14 protein-coding genes are annotated in these 17,512 nt (G+C 60.7%); 10 read left to right on the top strand and 4 right to left on the bottom strand.

Annotation, left to right across the window (positions count from 1 at the left end; translation table 11 throughout):
• Positions 1–32 precede the first annotated feature (32 nt).
• The 4 genes from KGB18_RS27070 to KGB18_RS27055 all read right to left on the bottom strand — a co-directional run bounded on the left by KGB18_RS27070 (position 33) and on the right by KGB18_RS27055 (position 6,128).
• Entirely contained in the window at positions 33–1,106 is a 1,074-nt protein-coding gene (locus KGB18_RS27070; RefSeq protein WP_223570781.1) for a lipocalin-like domain-containing protein, read from the bottom strand.
• Positions 1,096–3,567, bottom strand: a complete 2,472-nt coding sequence (locus tag KGB18_RS27065; RefSeq protein ID WP_223570780.1) for an ABC transporter permease — start codon at positions 3,565–3,567, stop codon at positions 1,096–1,098. Before KGB18_RS27065 ends, KGB18_RS27070 begins: the two co-directional genes overlap by 11 nt.
• Before the next feature lies 1 nt (position 3,568).
• Positions 3,569–4,237, bottom strand: coding sequence for an ABC transporter ATP-binding protein (locus tag KGB18_RS27060; protein WP_048394989.1), 669 nt, complete (start codon positions 4,235–4,237; stop codon positions 3,569–3,571).
• 193 nt (positions 4,238–4,430) lie between these two features.
• Positions 4,431–6,128, bottom strand: coding sequence for a sulfatase-like hydrolase/transferase (locus KGB18_RS27055; RefSeq protein WP_223570779.1), 1,698 nt, complete (start codon positions 6,126–6,128; stop codon positions 4,431–4,433).
• A gap of 380 nt (positions 6,129–6,508) precedes the next feature.
• On the opposite strand from KGB18_RS27055, the gene KGB18_RS27050 reads away from it, so the two are divergent.
• From KGB18_RS27050 to KGB18_RS27005, 10 genes are read left to right on the top strand one after another with little or no spacing between them, the layout of a single operon-like run.
• Entirely contained in the window at positions 6,509–7,861 is a 1,353-nt protein-coding gene (locus KGB18_RS27050; protein WP_223570778.1) for a UDP-glucose dehydrogenase family protein, read from the top strand.
• Entirely contained in the window at positions 7,858–8,916 is a 1,059-nt protein-coding gene (locus tag KGB18_RS27045) for an NAD-dependent epimerase (RefSeq protein ID WP_201060081.1), read from the top strand. Before KGB18_RS27050 ends, KGB18_RS27045 begins: the two co-directional genes overlap by 4 nt.
• Positions 8,913–9,659 (top strand): sugar transferase, encoded by a 747-nt coding sequence (locus tag KGB18_RS27040; RefSeq protein ID WP_123356224.1) that lies wholly within the window; start codon positions 8,913–8,915, stop codon positions 9,657–9,659. Before KGB18_RS27045 ends, KGB18_RS27040 begins: the two co-directional genes overlap by 4 nt.
• Positions 9,660–10,304, top strand: coding sequence for a CpsD/CapB family tyrosine-protein kinase (locus KGB18_RS27035; protein ID WP_123497613.1), 645 nt, complete (start codon positions 9,660–9,662; stop codon positions 10,302–10,304). It begins immediately after the preceding gene.
• 23 nt (positions 10,305–10,327) lie between these two features.
• Entirely contained in the window at positions 10,328–11,350 is a 1,023-nt protein-coding gene (locus KGB18_RS27030; RefSeq protein WP_223570777.1) for a polysaccharide biosynthesis/export family protein, read from the top strand.
• Between the two features lie 17 nt (positions 11,351–11,367).
• Positions 11,368–12,963: a GumC family protein gene (locus KGB18_RS27025; RefSeq protein ID WP_223570776.1), complete on the top strand. Its 1,596-nt coding sequence runs from the start codon at positions 11,368–11,370 to the stop codon at positions 12,961–12,963.
• Positions 12,964–12,995: 32 nt separating this feature from the next.
• Entirely contained in the window at positions 12,996–14,051 is a 1,056-nt protein-coding gene (locus KGB18_RS27020; protein WP_410003843.1) for a glycosyltransferase family 4 protein, read from the top strand.
• Complete coding sequence (locus KGB18_RS27015; RefSeq protein ID WP_201060078.1) at positions 14,048–15,415, top strand: O-antigen ligase family protein; 1,368 nt, start codon at positions 14,048–14,050, stop codon at positions 15,413–15,415. Before KGB18_RS27020 ends, KGB18_RS27015 begins: the two co-directional genes overlap by 4 nt.
• A complete protein-coding gene (locus KGB18_RS27010; RefSeq protein ID WP_123721093.1) occupies positions 15,412–16,380 on the top strand; it encodes a glycosyltransferase in 969 nt (322 codons plus the stop codon). The genes KGB18_RS27015 and KGB18_RS27010 overlap by 4 nt, the downstream gene beginning before the upstream one ends.
• Complete coding sequence (locus tag KGB18_RS27005) at positions 16,373–17,509, top strand: glycosyltransferase family 2 protein (protein WP_201060077.1); 1,137 nt, start codon at positions 16,373–16,375, stop codon at positions 17,507–17,509. The genes KGB18_RS27010 and KGB18_RS27005 overlap by 8 nt, the downstream gene beginning before the upstream one ends.
• The last annotated feature ends 3 nt before the right edge of the window (positions 17,510–17,512 follow it).

Below are 17,512 nucleotides of genomic sequence, written 5' to 3'. Positions count from 1 at the left end.
GTAGGAAAACGGCGTGGCGGCGAGAGTTCCGGTTAATACCCGGTCATTTCCAGATACCCCTGCCCGCCATGACTGCCGCTGAGCCGCACCGGTCCTTCCCAATAGGGAATGCGCAAGTCCATCCAGGCCTTGGGGTTGAGGGCGCTGATGGTGATTTCGAGGTGTTTGGCGGGGATTTTGATCGACCAGCTCACGGGCATCGAACGCCCGGCCACGTTGGCGGTGTCTTGAGGCGTGAGGCTGATGTCGTCGGCATGCAATAGCTGCGTCTGGCCTTGGGCATCGATCCAGGTGCCGGTGAGGTATGGCGCGCCGTCCTTTTGCCGCATGCGGTAGAGCATGACTTCTTCGCCGCTGTCCAGGTGCAGGGAGAACCAGTCCCAACCGGTCTGGTTGGCGGTCAGGGGTTGGCTGCTCCATTCGCGGTCGAGCCAGGCCGGGCCACTGACGGTGTAGGTTTTGCCGTCGATTTCCAGGGTGCCGCTGGCCTGGAAAAACGGCTGACTGTAGTAGTACGAAGCCTGGCCTTGTTCGGATTTCTGGCTGTAGCCTTTGTCTCCCTGAAGCACCAGTGGACGTGTGGAAGTCAGTCGAAGCTGGTAGCTGAAAGCCTTGTCGCGGGCGCTGAGTTGCAGGTCCGCAAGAGGCTCTTCATGGGTGGCCTGACTGCTGAAACGCCAGTCGTCGATCCATGCGTTGAACGGCGTCAGGCTCACTCCGGCCTGGCCGACGCCGCCTCGGGCGTAGCGTTCGGCGGCATGATGCGCCGTGGCGGAAGTCACGGCCGCATGGCCCAGCCAGATGGTCTGATTGCTCCAGCCAGATTGTTCGGGAGTCGCTTTCAAGGCGCTGCGAAACAGCGTCCATTGCGCGCCGAACTCCTGGCCCTGATCGTCCTTGAGGTTGGCGGTGACGTACCACCATTCGATGCGAAAGCCATCGTGCGGGCCGTGGTCTGCCGGGAAGCTGAACACCCGCCCGGGCACCACTGGGGTAAATGCCTCGGCCTGATGACCGAGGCCGGCGAAGCCTTTTTCCGGCGCAGGCGTGTTGTCGCATCCGCTCAGCAGCGCGGCCAGTAACAACACGCCGAGCTTAATCTTCATGAGCAAACGTCCTCAGCAGATCCGCCGGTTGTGTGCGATACAGCGAGTACAGCGGCCATGCTGAAGCGAGCAATGTGGCGAGCAACGCCAGGCCCATCAACTGCAACAGTTGCAATGGAAACACCCGCAACGGCAAGCGCCAGCCGAAGGCCTGAACGTTGATCACCGTGTCCAGGCACCACGCCAATGCGATGCCCAAGGGCAATGCCAACACCAATGTCAGCACCGCCAACAACCAGGTTTGCCCGAGGTTCAGCAGCATCAATTGGCGACGGGTTACGCCCAAAGCCCACAGCGGCGCGAGTTGTCCGAGGCGGCTTTGGCTTTGGGTCAGCAGGCTGATGAACAGCGCCACGCCCGCGACACAAAGCGTCAGGCTATTGAGCGCGGCGGTGGCGGCGAAGGTGCGTTCGAACACTTGCGTGGACCAGCCCTTGAGCCGGGCCTGATCGACGATGCGGCTGTCATCCAGGGTGAAGCGGGTTTGCAATGCAGTCAGGAATCCGGGGATGGACGCCGGGTCGATGCGCAGGTTGAAACGGTTGGGCGTCAATTGCGGCCAGCCGCGCAACAGGTGATTGATGTTGACCAGTAGATGACCCTTGGGATTGCCGTAATCGGCGTAGATCCCGACGATCCGCGGCGACCATGGGCCATTGGGCGTGGGGATCGTCAGATGATCACCGAGCCGCACCTTCAACCGCCTCGCCAGTTGCTCGCTGAGCATCAGCGCGTCGTCCTTGGCCAGTCGCTCCCAAGGGTTGTCACCCAAGGCTTCCAACAATGGCCAATGCTGACGATACGTCGGGTGATCGATCACGCCAAAAACATCCGCCGGCCAGCCCTGCAACTGGATCGACACCTGCCAGTTCGGGAGCACTGCGGTGACTTGAGGTTGTTGTTTGAGCCAGGTGTGCAGTTCTCGAGCCTGGGCGGGATTTTGCGGATTGAGGTACAGCTCGGCGGTCAGGCGTTGTTCGAGCCAGTTGCTGAAGGTCTGGCGGAAACCAGCAGTCATGCTGCCAGCACCGATGTTTGCCGCCAGCGCCAACAACAGCGCCATCAAGGCCAGGCTCAGGGCCGGCAGTTGCTGGCGGCAGTCGGCGAGAAACCATTGGCCGAGCACCGAACGACTGCGCCCAAGCACCCAGTCGAGCACGCTATTCAACACCACCGGCAAGGCCAGTGCGGCGCCGATCAACAGGGCGGCCATCAGCACGAAACCGCTGCTCAGGCTGTCGCCGAAGATCAACGCCAGCAACGCGATCACCGCAGCCATCGCCGCGACCCAACCCTGGCGCCGCAACCAGCGCGCGTGGGCTTGGTGCCAGGCTTGCGGATTGGCCAGCGCCAGCAACGGCAGACGCGCCGCCCGCAGCAAACTGTTGGCGCCGGCCAGCAAGGCGCCGAACAGGCTCAGGCCGATACCGCTGAACCACCACAGCAGACTTAGATTCAACTGCCCCGGCACTTCGGCGCCGTACAAGCCGCGCAGGCTGGCGGCGACGTCCGGCAACAGCACGCCGGCCAGCAGGTAGCCGCTGACGACGCCGGCGATACCACCGATGAGCGCCAGGCCACCCAGTTCGACGGCAAGGCAGGCAATCAACATGCGTGCGCTGACCCCACAGGCGCGCAGGGTTCTGAGCAAGCTTCGGCGTTGCTCCAGCGCCAGGCCGATCGCCGCGTGAACGATGAACAGGCCGACCACGAACGACAGAAAGCCCAAGGCATCGAGGTTCAGGTGGAAGCTCTCGGTCAGGCGCGCGAGATTGTTTTCTTCGCCGCTGGTTTTGAGCTGGAGTTGGCCCTTGAGCTCATCAGGCAGGGGCGCGCTGAAATCCTTGGGCAGCAGCAGCCGTGACAGTTGATCGGGCAATTGCAGAATCTGTTGGGCGAAGCCGATGTCCACCAGCAACACGCCGGGCGCCATGTCGGTCTGGGCACGCAGCGGCGGCAAGGTGATTCCGCTCTGGGCCACCGGGGTTTCCCCTTCGTGCAAGCCCAACGCTTGTAAAGTCTGCGGTGAAATCCAGGTGCTGCCCGGCGGGGTGAAAAACTCGACAACCTGCTCGATTGGCAATGACCGCCCGGCCACTGCGGAACCGGTCGGCAGCGACACCGGCTCAATCCCCATCAACTGCAAGCGCTGGTCTTCATGGCCTTTGAGCGTCACCCGGCCTTGCAACACAGGCGATACCGGCCAACCCGCACGACGCAGGTCGACAAACACTTGCTGGGAAAACACCCCACCACCGGGCGCACTGAGGCTGGCTTGCGGTTCGCCGCCGATCAGCTGACTGGCCCGGGCGTAGCTTTCTCGGGCCTGACTGTTCAGCGCTTGCACGCCAGTCAGCAGACTGGTGGCGAGCCAGAGCCCGGTCAGCACACTGAAAAATTGCACCGGGTGCTGTCGCCAATGGCTGAGCAGCGCCCGTAGCGTCTCGCGAAAAACCCGCACCTCAGCGCTCGTCCGCGCCAGCCAGACGGCCGCCGTGCAGCACCACTTTGTCTGCCAACCGCGCAGCGACTCGTGGGCTGTGAGTGACCATCAACAACGTCGTCGGGCTGTCGTCGAGCAGTTCCAGCAACAACTTCAACACCTCATCGCTGGTCGCTTCATCGAGGCTGCCGGTGGGCTCGTCGGCCAGCAGCAGTTTCGGTTGCGATGCCAGGGCGCGACCCAGGGCGACCCGTTGCTGTTGCCCACCAGACAGCTGCTCCGGATAGCGTCGCAGTAAATCGCCCAACCCCAGACGTTGCACCAGATGCGCCTGCCAACGTGGATCGTGGCGCCCGGCCAGACGTGCCTGAAACGCCAGATTGTCTTCAACGCGCAAACTGCCGATCAGGTTGAACTGCTGGAACACCAGACCGATTTCGGTCCGCCGCCAGTTCGCCAATTGGCTCTCGTTCATTTGCTCCAGCCGATGCTCGCCACTGCGGATGCTGCCGCGATCGACCTTGTCCAGCCCGGCGATCAGGTGCAGCAAGGTGCTCTTGCCACTGCCCGACTCCCCCATCAGCGCCAGGCTGCTGCCGGGCTTCAACGTGAGGTCGACGCCTTGCAGCACGGGCAATGGGCCTTGGGGGGTGGCGTAGCTTTTGAAGACGCCCTGGACGTGCAGCATGAAGGGGAAACTCTTTTGATGAGTGGGGGCAAGGGTAGAGAGTACACCCGATAATCTTGGGTTGAACGGTCTGACGTCTTCGCGGGCAAGCCCGCTCCCACAGTGATCGAGGCGAACCCAAACTTTGCGCACGCCATCGCCCCTGTGGGAGCGGGCTTGCCCGCGATGAGGCCAGATCAGCCCATCGAAAATCTCACTGCCCCACCGCCACACTCGGCACCACCCGCCCCGGCGTCACAATGCTGTTCAGGTCAATATGCTTCCACTCCGGCTTGGCCCCCAACCGCGCATTAAACCGATAGTTAAAGGTGAAATCGTCCCCCGTCGGCACACTCAACGGTTTGCCATACACCGCCTCGATCCCCGCCAGGTCATAACCCATCACCTGCAGCAACGTCGGGAAGATGTTGTAGTGACTGGAGCGATCCTTGTTGGCCGGCAATTGCGCCTGCCAGTCCAGGGTCTTCAAACCGCTGCCCGAAATCACCACCAGGGGCACCAATCCCTCCTCCTCCACCGGATCACCACCGCAGTGAGTATTGAGCCCCGGGTTACCGCGCTCATGCAGATCCTGCCCATGGTCCGAGGTGTAAATCAGCAGCGCATGACTCAAATCCGCCTGAGCGAAAACCCGTGCGAAGAACTCGCCGACATTCCACAGCACGGTATTTTTGTAGGCATTGCGGTACAGCAACCAATCATCTGGCTGACCGTTGAAACCATCACGTTTGCCCGTGTCCGCCACTTCGACAAATCGCCCTCGGGGCAATGTCGGACGGTAAGCCATAAACGCGTCCGGGTACTTGTCGTGCACCGGAAAATGCGCGCCGACCTTGTTGATCACCACCAGCTGCGGCTTACCGTCGTTGAGCAGCTCGATCAGCTTGGCCGCCGCGGCCATGTCGCGCTCACGCACGCTGGTGCGGTCGAATTGCACGAACTCGTCGATGTCCTTTTTTTCGGCAGCGTTCATCAGGTTCTGCAAGTTGCCACCGGTGCGCTGGGAGTCGATGTAAACAGTGCGCAGCCCGGCCTTTTTTGCGTACTGCCAGATCGACGGCAGCGTGCTGTTAATCCGCATGTAGTCGCCGCGGGTGCCACCGTAGCGCAGGGTGACATTGGTGTCGGCACTGCAATTGGCGATGGATGCCGCGTAGCCGTAATTGAAAATGTCCACGCCCGGGCGCGGTTCCTTGAGGTTGCTGTGCACACCGAACGGCGTGTTGATGTCCAGGTAGTTGCCGGAAATGCTTTCGTCGATGATCAGCACAATGTCGTGCCCCACCGGTTGATCGATGCGCGTCAGGCTCACCGGTTCACGCGGGCCGACGGTGTTGTGCAGCGCTTCATAGGTGAACAGATTCAAATAGGCCAACGGCGTGTACATGATCGGCAAGCCACGGGCGCCCTCACCGGCCCGTACGAACAGTACTACGCTGAGCATCAGCACCCCGAGCACTGGCGCCGCCACCAACAGTGCACCCGGTAATGGCGCCCGTCGACGCGGCTTGAGCCCGATACCGAACAGCAGCAATAAACCGCTGACCAGCCCGCTGATGATTGCATCGCGGTACTGGAACGCCGCCTCTTGAATGAACCCACCGGAATACACCAGCGACACAAAACTGCTGTAGGTCATGTAACCGGCAGTCACTTGCGTATAGACGTCGAAGAACACCGCCGAGCCAAACATCGTCAACGCGAACAGGTGACGGATCAGCGTCTGGCGGATGTACGCGGTCATGAACAGCGCCACTGTCAGCACGACGAACATTGCGCCAAACAACAGCATCGGGAAACCGATGCCCAGCGCCTCAAGACGATCGAGGTAGTAGTCGTAATTCTTGAGCAGATACAGAACCAGCAGCAGTTCTTTGAGGTAATGGATCATGGTGTTTACAGCACCTCCATGGCCAATGGGTTGTCGGCCATTTTCTGACACTAGCACCGGGCCCTCGAAGCGCAAGAAATGCCGGTTTTTTTCCTAAAGCGTCAAAAAAACGTTGCCTCAAATCTGACACACTCAAACGTCTGTAACCCTTGTGTTTCAAGCCTTACGACCGTTTATCGTTTTCTTCAAACCGTCAGAAACCCCTCAAAACCGCGGCAAATCCAGCAGCGGCAAGCACTTGATGGCAAATAGCCCGTGAAATCGGGGTTTTCCCGGTCGCGTTACCCGTCATTTTGCTGACTCGCTTTCCCACGGCTGGGCTATACCCCTTTTGACAGTCTCATTTCAGTTACATCCACCGTTTTACGAGGCACGCCAATATGGACGTGAGCGTATTTGGTACGGGTTACGTCGGTCTGATACAAGCCGCGGCATTGGCCGATGTCGGACATCGTGTGCTGTGCGTTGATATTGACCCCAACAAGATCAAGCAACTGCAACAAGCCGTGCCCCCGATCAGCGAACCGGGACTGTCCAACACACTGGAAGACAACATCAAGGCCGGTCGCCTGCTCTTCTCCACTCAGGCCAGTGACGCGGTCGAACACGCCGAACTGATTTTCATCGCGGTGGGCACTCCCGCCGATGAAGACGGTTCCGCCGACCTCAGCCATGTGCTGAATGTCGCTCGGCAGATCGCCAGTTTCATGGAGTCAGACCGCACCCTGATCATCAAGTCCACCGTGCCGGTGGGCACCGCGGACCAGGTGGCAAGCACCGCTAACGAAGAACTGCAACGCCGTGGCAAAGAGGCGTTGAACGTGCGGGTGGTGTCCAACCCGGAGTTTCTCAAGGAAGGCAGCGCCCTGGCCGATTGCATGCGCCCGGACCGGATCATCGTCGGCACCAATGACGATGAAGCGCGCAACCAATTGAGCGAACTCTATGCGCCGTTCTGCCGCAACCGCGAAAAGCTCATGTTCATGGACAACCGCAGCGCCGAGCTGACCAAGTACGCGGCCAACGCAATGCTCGCCACCCGCATCAGTTTCATGAACGAATTGGCCAACCTCACTGAGTTGCTGGGGGCCGACATCGAAGCGGTGCGCAAGGGCATCGGCTCGGACCCGCGCATCGGTTACCACTTCATCTACCCCGGCTGCGGCTTCGGCGGCTCGTGCTTTCCCAAAGACCTGCGTGCCCTGCTGCACACCGCCGAACACAACGGCATGCCAATGCGTCTGCTGCGTAGCGTCACCGATGTGAATGACAGCCAGCGGCACATCCTCTTCAGCAAACTGCAGGCGCTATTTCCCGATGGCCTGGTCGGCAAATCCATCGCGATTTGGGGCCTGGCCTTCAAGCCCAATACCGATGACATGCGCGAAGCCCCCAGCCGATATCTGATGGAGGCGCTGTGGGCCGGAGGCGCGAGCGTGCAGGCTTACGATCCGGAAGCCATGTCCGAGTGCCGGCGCATTTACGGCTACCGCAATGACCTGCACCTGTGCGCCACCCGCGACGACACTCTGGAAGATGCCGACGCACTGGTGATCTGCACCGAGTGGAAAAATTTCCGTGTGGTCGACTTCGATCTGCTGGCGAGCAAACTGCGTGCGCGGGTGATCGTCGACGGGCGCAATCTTTACAACCCGGAGCACGTGGCGGCGGCCGGTTTGCACTACAGCGGCATCGGGCTTCGGCACATCGCTCCCGAGGCGCCACGGCCATGAAGATACTCGTCACCGGAGCGGCCGGTTTCATTGGTGCCCATTGCGTGTTGCGGCTTTTGCGCGATGGGCATCAAGTGTACGGCCTGGACAATTTCAACGACTTCTACGACCCGCAGCTCAAGCACGACCGCGTGGATTGGGTGCGCAAGCAAGTCGGCGATTTCCAGCTCGCGAAAGTCGATATAGCCGACGCCACAGCCCTCGACGCTCTGTTTGTGCGCGAGCAACCGGAGGTAGTGATTCACCTCGCGGCTCAGGCCGGGGTGCGTTACTCCCTGGAAAATCCCCGGGCCTACGTCGACAGCAATCTGAGCGGTTTTTTGAACATCCTCGAAAGCTGCCGCCACCACCCGGTCAAGCACTTGATCTATGCCTCGTCCAGTTCGGTGTACGGCGCCAACCAGCACACGCCTTACTCGGTCAAGGACTGCGTCGACCACCCGTTGTCGCTGTACGCCGCGACCAAAAAAGCCAATGAGCTGATGGCCCACAGCTACAGCCATCTGTTCGGCGTTCCCTGCACCGGTTTGCGTTTTTTCACCGTGTACGGGCCTTGGGGCCGGCCAGACATGTCGCCGATCCAGTTCGCCCGGGCGATTGCCGAAGGTCAGCCGGTGAAGCTGTTCAACTACGGCCAGCACCAGCGTGATTTCACCTACATCGACGACATCATCGAGAGCATCGCCCGTCTGATCGAACGCGCGCCCCAAGCGGCACCGCAGTGGAACCGCGAACAACCGGACCCGGCCAGCAGCATGGCGCCATGGTGCATTTACAACATTGGCGGACAACAACCGGTGGAGCTCAAGGACTACCTGGCGCTGCTGGAAAAACACCTCGGACAAAAAGCCCTCGTCGAGTTGCTGCCCCTGCAACCGGGCGACGTGCTCAACACCTGCGCCGATGCCAGTGATCTGGCCCAGGCCACCGGTTTCCAGCCACGGATCGAGCTGGATGAAGGACTCGGACGATTCATCGCCTGGTTCCGTGACTACTACCCACTGCGCAACGCCCACTCGCCACTCGCGGAAGGGCTTCAGCGGAGGACTCTATGACTGGACAAGAAAAAGGCGTGTTGCTCAATCACATGCAGCGTGACAAACGCCTGGACCCCGAACATCGAATGCGCCTGGATACGGCGATCCACATGCAGGGTCGCGGCTGGCTGACCGGTCGTGACGGTGGTCGCCCCTGGACCCTGTCGCGAACCAACCGGGTGGTTGCATGCCTCGGCGCGCTGGTGATTTTGCTGCTGCTCTCCCCTGTGTTGCTGGGCCTGGCGCTGGTGATCAAATTCAGCAGCCCGGGGCCGGTGATGTTCGTGCAAAAGCGCACCGGCTACCGCGGCCGCCTGTTCGGCATGTACAAATTCCGCACCATGGTGAGCAACGCCGAAGAGCTCAAGGAGTCCCTGCGGCACCTGAACAAGCACGGTGCCGACGCCATCGACTTCAAGATCGACGACGACCCACGCATTACCCCCATCGGCGGCTTCCTGCGGCGCAGCAGCCTCGATGAGTTGCCCAACCTGATCAATGTAGTCAGTGGCGACATGCGTTTAGTCGGTCCCCGACCGACCTCGTTCAACGCCTATCGCTACAAAGACAACCACCTTGCACGCCTGAGCATCTACCCCGGCATGACCGGCCTGTGGCAGATCTCCGGGCGCAGCAATATCGACTTCGACCAGCGCGTTGAGTTGGACCTCAGCTATATCGCCGAGCAGAGCCTCTTGCTTGATCTGAAGATCCTGTTGAAAACCCCCTTCAAAGTATTCAGCGGCCACGGAGCGAGTTAAATGGACGGTTCATCGAATAAAAGCCTGACCATCGCCAGCCCGAGCGAGTCCAACCTGACCTCGACCGTGCTCGACCTGGATCTGCGGATCCTCTTCCTGACCGCCGCCAATCCAGGCGCCGGCACCACCACCAGCGCCCTGGCGCTGGCCAGCCAACTGGCGTCAATGAGCAGCGGTCAAGTGCTGCTGGTGGACGCCAGCCAGTCGGAGGGCAACCTCACGCAACAGCTGGGGCTGACCAAAGAACGCGGCTTTCGTGACCTGCTGTTCAACGCCTCGCCGCCACTGCTGCAGGACTGCCTGGTGAACGTCTCCAGCCTGCCCTTCCACATCCTGCCGAACGGGCGGCACATCCGTGGCGCCGAACACCTGACGACTGAACAGCTGGCCCCGTTGCTCAACCAACTGGGCGATCGGTATCGCTTCGTGGTGATCGACGGCGACGCGGTGTATTCGGCCGCCGATACCTTGGTCATCAGCACCTTGGTGGACGGCGTGATCATGGTGGTGCGCGCCGAAGACACGCGCTGGGAAGTGGCCCAGGCCGCGGTCCAGCGCCTGACTCAGGCTGGCGCAAAACTGGTGGGCAGCGTCTTCAACCGGCGCAAGTACTACATGCCCAAATGGCTCTACAAAAACCTGTAAGCAACCGCAGAAAGGATGACGCCATGAACGCCAAAATGCTTCTCCTGCTGTTGCTGCCGCTTGCAGGTTGCTCCAGCACCAGTGAAACCCAGCAAATGCCGGTACAGATTCTCACGGCCGAGCCGGCCAATGCCCAGGCCACCGACATGCCCAGGGTCGAACAGACCCTACGGCCCAAGGACGTGCTGGATGTGATCTTCCACATCAGCACCAGTAGCTCGGGGGCTTACCGCATTCAGCCCGGTGACCAGGTCGCCCTGAACTTCACCGCGGCCAGCCAGCTCAACGGCACTCAACTGGTGCTGCCCGACGGCACCATCGAACTGCCAGGGGCCAATACCGCGGTGAAAATCGGCGGGCTGACGGCCGTCGAAGCGCGGCAGGAGATCCAGCGTGCCTATGAGCGCAAATCCCTGTTTCAGCCCAATCGCAATCAGGTGACGGTGCTGGTCACCAGCCCGCTGAGCAACGAGCTAAACCTCAAGAGCAACCTGAGCCAGCCCGGTAGCGGTATGACCCGGGAGATCACGGTGGGCAACGACGGCTATGCGAGTTTCCCGGAAATAGGCTCCGTTCCGCTGCAAGGCATGACGGTCAACCAACTGGAAACTTTCCTCAATCAACGTTACGCGCAACTGCCGGGGCGGATGAGGGTCGACGTCATGCTCAAATCCACGTCGGGCAACGAAATCTATGTGCTGGGTGAAGTCGCGCAACCGGGCTCCTACCCGATTCGCCGGCCGGTCTCGGTGCTCGAAGCGTTGACCCTGGCCCGTGGCACTAACGTCAAGGCACGGCTCGATTCGGTGGTGATCATGCGCCGCACCGGCAACCATGTGCAGGCCGTGCACTACGACGTTGAAAAAGCCTTGTCCGGTGACGCCTCGCAGATTGCCTACCTGCAACCGGACGACATGCTCTACGTGCCCAAGACCAAACTGGCCAGCGCCGGTGAGCTCGCGCGGCAACTGGCGGACGTGGTGTTGTTCCAAGGGGTGGGCTTCGGTTTCGCCTACCGCGTCGACAACAAAGACAGCGACAACTAACGCTCAGGTGACCGACCATGAACCCAAAGGAAAACTACCTGCATGAGTTCTTCAGGATTTTCTTCGCTAACAAACAGTTGGTGAAACGAGTCTTCCTGATCTTTGCAGTGATCGCCCTGATCTTGCCGCTGATGCTCAAGCAGAGCTTCGACATTACCGCGCAGGTGATCGTGCAGTCCAAAAAACTCTCCCAGGGAGACGCCACCACGTCCCTGACCCAAGGGGATGCCTCTTTCATTCCACCGTCACTGGCGGACATGGAAACCGAGAGCAATATCCTGCGTTCGCCGGCCCTGATCCGTCAGACCATCAGCAACCTGCGGGACAAAGGCGAATACGCGCCCAACCCCGGGATTTTCAGCAAACTGGTGACCGAACCGATTAAGCGTTATGTGACCACCCCTTTGCGTGAATACGTGGTCAATCCGGTGCGCGATGCATTCGGGCTTGAGACCGATCCCGTGCGCGATACCGACCTGGATGTCTTCACCCAGCAAGCCATCGATAACCTGAAAATCGAAACCCTGCCGGGTTCCAACGTGATCTCCATTGTTTACAGCTTTGGCGATCCCGCCCAAGGCACCCGGTTTGTCGCGGCGCTGTTGCAAAACTACCTGGCCAGCCGTCAGGAACTGCAATCGATCGACCTGCCGCAGAGCTTCTACGAAACCAAGAAGAAGCAATATCAGGTGCGTCTCGATGGCCTGGAAGGCACGCGGCTGGCGTTGCTCGAAGGCGTGGGTTCATCCGATCCGAAGGAAGAAATTACCTTCCGCCTCAATGCCATCAATACCGAGGAACAGGCCCTGAACCTGTATCAGGATCGCCTGCTGCAAAGCCAGCGCTGGCTCGACTACCTGAAAACCGCCCTGGCGTCAGCCACCAATACGTCCCGGCTCAGCGAGTACACCTTCCCCTTCACCTTCACCACCACGGTGGACAACATTGCGTTCGAAGACCGCGAGATCAGGCAGCTCGGTGAGCAACTGACCACTCAGGTCAGCCGCTACATGAACGACCTGGCGGTGTTCCAGCCGGGCAGTGAACCGATGCTGTTGACCCGCGAGCAGATTTCCCGCACCCGTCAGCAGTTCCTGAAAATCGTCAGCAACCGGATTCAGGAGCGCACCAACGACCTGGCGATTGTCACCTCGGTGATCAAGCAGAAAACCGCGCGCATCGCCGACTTCAAGGACCGCATCCATCAGTTGCAAGTGGCTCAAAGCAAGCTTGCGCAGATGGACACCGAGATCAATGCCTTGCACGCGGCGTTCTCCACCTATGCCCAACGCTTTGCCGAAAGCAGCTCCGCCGGTTTGCTGGACAACGATATGTCCAACGCCCGGGTACTCAGCCCGCCGTACGAACCGACCGATGCGGCGTTTCCCAAACCGCTGCTGATCATTCCGTTCGGGATGCTGACCGGTCTGCTGTTGGCGATTGCCTTCGTCTACGTGCGTGAGTTCTTCGATCACCGCTTCAAACACCCAGCGCAAATCACCCATGAACTGGGCTTGCCGGTGCTGTTGGTGATCAACGAGCAAGACGCTATGCCGAACAATCCGCACAAAAACTGGACCGTGGATAGCTTCGTGCATTGGGTGCGCCATTGAACGGGCCGCTCAGCGCCAGCGCTCTGCCGATCATGCATTTGATCAGCAGCGGCGGCTTCTATGGGGCTGAGCGGATGCTGCTGGACCATTGCCTGGCGACACCGGGGCAGCACCAGGTGCTGTTTCTCGATGCGCCGCCAGTGCTGATCGCGCGATTTCGCGAGGCTGGGGTCGACTGCCGCAGCTTCATGGGTTTGAGGGAATTGCTGCGTCATTTACGTCAGCGGCGGGCTGAACAGCCGCTGATCAATACGCACAATTTCAAGGGTCTGTTATTTGGTTGGGTGAGTGCGACGTTGTTGGACTTGCCGCTGGTGATTACCCAACACGGTTTCACCCCGCGCAGTCGCAAGCAACGCCTCTACGGCTGGCTGAGCTTGCAACTGTGCCGCACGGCGTCGGTGCATCGCGTTGTTTGCGTGGCCGAAAGCATCGCCGTATTGCATCGCAAGGCCAGTGTCCGGACGGAGAAACTGCAAGTGATTCCCAATGGTCTGCCAAAGGCCAACGGCCTGCTGCCCCACAATGCCACGCACCCGCGCTGGCTGGCGGGTTACGTCGGTCGGCTGAGCAATGAAAAAGGCCCGGACCTGTTTCTCGATGCCCTGATTCCGCTCTGTCAGCAACACCCGCAACTGGACGCCGTGATGCTCGGCGACGGCCCGGAACAGGCAGCCCTGCTGGCGCGGATTGCCGCTGCCGGCTTGCACAAACGCATCACCTTGCCGGGTTATCAGACCGACATGAACCGGTGGTGGCAGCAACTCGATGCGCTGGTGATCAGCTCGCGCACCGAGGGCACGCCGATGATTTTACTGGAGGCGATGCAGGCCGGAGTGCCCGTGGTGGCGTTCAGCGTCGGCGGGATTCCCGATGTGCTGGAGGACCGGCACAACGGCCTGCTGGCGACACCCACCGACAGCGCCGCCCTCGCCCGGCAGATCGACACGCTGCTGAGTGAGCCGGCACTGGCTCGCGAATTGATCGACAACGCAAGACGTACGCAATTGGACCGTTACGACCTGAAGGCCTTGGCCGAACGCTGGTCGCAGCTTTATATCCGTACTGCACGGGAGGCACGCGCGTGATCTTTCCGCTCTCGATCGTCAGTCTGCTCGCCCTGGTCTGCCTTGGTTTGCTGGCCAGTCCTTATCCTTATCTGGCACCAGGCGCGGTGCTCGGCCTGGTGGCTGTCGCGGTGCTGTACCGAAAACCTGCCTGGGGTTTGTTGGGCATCGCGGCGTTGGTGCCGTTCGAAGGTTTCTTCAAGGGCAATGCGCTGTCGGGCACCAAATTCATCGGCGCTTCGCTGGCGCTGATCGTGATGTTGCAACTGGCTATCCACCAGATTCCGTCCGAGCGCCTGCGCAGCAACATCTGGCGCTACCTGATCTGGTTCATGGTGTTGTACCTGTTGAGCATGATCAATACCGACAACCTGGACATGTCCCAGAGTCATCTGCGGGATCTGAGCGTCGGCCTGGTTCTGTTTGTAATCACCTTGCTGATCGGCCGTGATTTGAACCTCGATATGTTCGCCCGGCTGGTGACCCTCAGCGTCAGCGCGACCAGCGCGCTGGCCATGTTCTCCACCAAGTATCAGGACCAGGGCCGAGCCGCCGGGCTGCTGGAAGACCCGAACTCGTTTGCCCTGCTGATCGCCTTCGCCGTGCCATTGGCTCTGCTGCTGGTGATTCGCAGCCCGAACCTGTTGCACCGGTTGTTCTGGGGTGGCTGCTGCATTTTGCTGCTGGGCGGCATGACCAAGACCGATTCCCGTTCCGGGCTGGTGGTGCTTTTTATCAGCTTGATGATCGGCGCCTGGCACTACCGCGCGCAGTTGCCACGCATCCGTCCGCGCCACTTGGGTTTTGCCATGCTTGGCCTGGCAATCGTGATCCCGCTGGCCATTTATTCAATGCCGGCCGGTTACATCGCACGCATTCAGTCCTTGAGCATTTTGAAGGCCGGCGCCAAGAGCCAGGACGAATCCCTCGGCCGCCGCACGTCGTACATCCTGGTCGGCAGCCAGATCATTCGTGAGCACCCGTTACTCGGTTCCGGCCCCGGCACCTTCCCGCTGCACTACGCCACCACCGGTTACGCCAAGGTGTTTTCCGCCAACCGCAAGCCCAGTGACCTGTACCGCCGCGCTCACAACACTTACCTGGAAATCTTCAGCGAAGTGGGGATTCCCGCCGGGCTGTTGTTCGTCGGCATGCTGGGCCTTGGGATGTACAACCTGATCCGTGCCCGTCATGCCTGGTTGCTGCGACGGGATTGGGAACAGGCCGACCTGATCACACACCTGGGCATCAGCTATCTGTCGCTGATGCTGTTTTTGATGTTCCTCAGCGCACCAAATCACAAATACCTGTGGATCATGCTCGCCCTGACTTTCGTGTTGCGCCTCAAGGCTGAAGAACGTCCGCCGACGGAGGCCAAGGCATGAGCCGCATCAGCCTCGTCATCCCGATGTACAACGAAGCCCGACACATCGCCCGGACCCTGCTCGCTGCGCAACGCGCCGCCAATGCCGCAGGGCTGGAATGCGAGTTGATCGTGGCCGACAACGGTTCCAAGGATCAAGGGCCGCACATTGCGCGGCAAATGGGCGCGCAGGTGCTGGTTCTGCCGGGCCTGCTGATAGGCGCGCTGCGCAATCGCGGCGCCGCCGTTGCCACAGGCGAATGGCTGGCCTTCATTGATGCCGACATCGAAGTGCCCGAGGACTGGCTCACGCTGTTGTTGAGCATCCAACCCGCAGTTCAGGTCGACGTCCTGGGACTGGACCTGCACACCCCGGCCGAAGCCCCGTGGTATGCCAATGCCTGGCAACGCCGCACGTTGCGCCCGAACGATGAAACGATGAAAACAGTGCGATGGCTGCCCAGTTCCAACCTGTTGATGCGTCGCCCATGGTTCGACAAGGTCCGCGGTTTCAACGAAAACCTGCGCACCGGCGAAGACAAAGATTTCACCATGCGCCTTTCCCACTCTGGCGCACGCCTGCTGTCCGTCAACCAGAGCGTTGCCTTGCATTGGGGTTACGAAAGCAGTTGGCGCGAATGGATGGGCAAGGAGTTCTGGCGTCAGGGAAGTCATCTGCAATTACTGCGCAGCCACGGCATGAATCTGCGTTTACTGCGTTTCCCGATGCTGTCGATCATCGCCTGGGTGTTGGATTTCATGGCGCTATCCGCCCTGCTCAACGGTTCCCCCCGACTGGCGCTATTAATGCTGTTCGTCACCAGCCTGCCAGCGCTCGCCCAGAGCCTGCGCCAGAGCCTGAAACACCACGACCTTCGCCTGATGCTGCAACTGTGGGGCCTGCACTGGGTGCGCCTGCACCTGGCCGGCGCCGCGCTCATCTTGAGCCTGTGTCATTGGAATGCCAGGAGGCCGGCCCGTGGCTGAATTCATTTTCTGGTTGTGCCTGCTATTGCCGGTGTATGCCTGGCTCGGCTACCCACTGCTGCTGACGCTGATCGCGCCGTTGTTCCGCGTGCGGCGTCATGCCCCAGCACAACCCATGAATGTCAGCATCATCATCGCCGCGCACAACGAGGCCCGGCATATCGAAGAGAAATTGCGCACCCTGCTCGCTCAGGATTATCAGGCGCGTTCGCTACAAATCATTCTGGCCAGCGACGGCTCCACCGACGACACCGTGGCCTGCGCCCACAAGGTTATCGACCCGCGCATCAGCGTGCTCGACCTGCCCCGTCAGGGCAAGGCAGCCACCTTGAATGCCGGCGTCGCCCTGAGCACGGGTGAGATTCTGGTGTTCACCGATGCCGACAACCAATGGTCGACCGACACCCTCGGCCAGTTGCTCGCGCCCTTGGCCGATCCCGAGGTCGGAGCCTGTGCCGGGCACATGCTGATCCCGGTGCCGGGCAAGGGCTTGAGCCTGGGCGACAGCCTTTATCGGCATTACGAAGGCTGGTTGCGCAAGATGGAAAATCGCACCGGCTGCATGGTCTCCGCCGACGGCGCCCTGCTCGCCCTGCGTCGCGAGTTGTTCCAGCACGTGCCGGCGGAGGTCAATGACGACTTCTTTATCAGCACCTGTGCGCCGGTGGCGTTCAAACGCATCGTCTATGTGCCCCAAGCACAAGTGAGCGACCAGGGCGTCGACGAAATCGCCAAGCAATGGCGTCGTCGCCAGCGCGTCACCGTCGGCGGCCTGCAGAGCCTGGCCGAGCGCCGGGAGATGCTGAACCCTTGGCGGTATGGCCTGTACGCGATTGCACTGATCAGCCACAAGCTGATTCGACGCCTGGCACCTATCCTGTTGGTGCCGTTGCTGCTGAGCAATTTCTGGCTGTGGAATGTACATGGCTTCTATCGCCTGAGCCTGATCGCGCAACTGCTCGGTTACGCGATGGCCATCGTCGGCCTGCTGGATGTGCAACACCGTTTGCCCAAACCCTTTCGCCTCGCCGCGTTTGTTCTGGTGACCCTTGCCGGGATGAGTATCGGTCTGTGGCAGTTCCTGCGCGGCCAGCGGTACGCGCAATGGAACCCCGAGCAAAATCGTTGAAAG

Origin of the sequence: Pseudomonas sp. BF-R-26 (assembly GCF_019947395.1) — a bacterium.
GTDB lineage: Bacteria > Pseudomonadota > Gammaproteobacteria > Pseudomonadales > Pseudomonadaceae > Aquipseudomonas > Aquipseudomonas farris.
The sequence above is the reverse complement of the archived record's forward strand: the minus strand, read 5'-3'. Positions and strand labels throughout refer to the sequence as shown.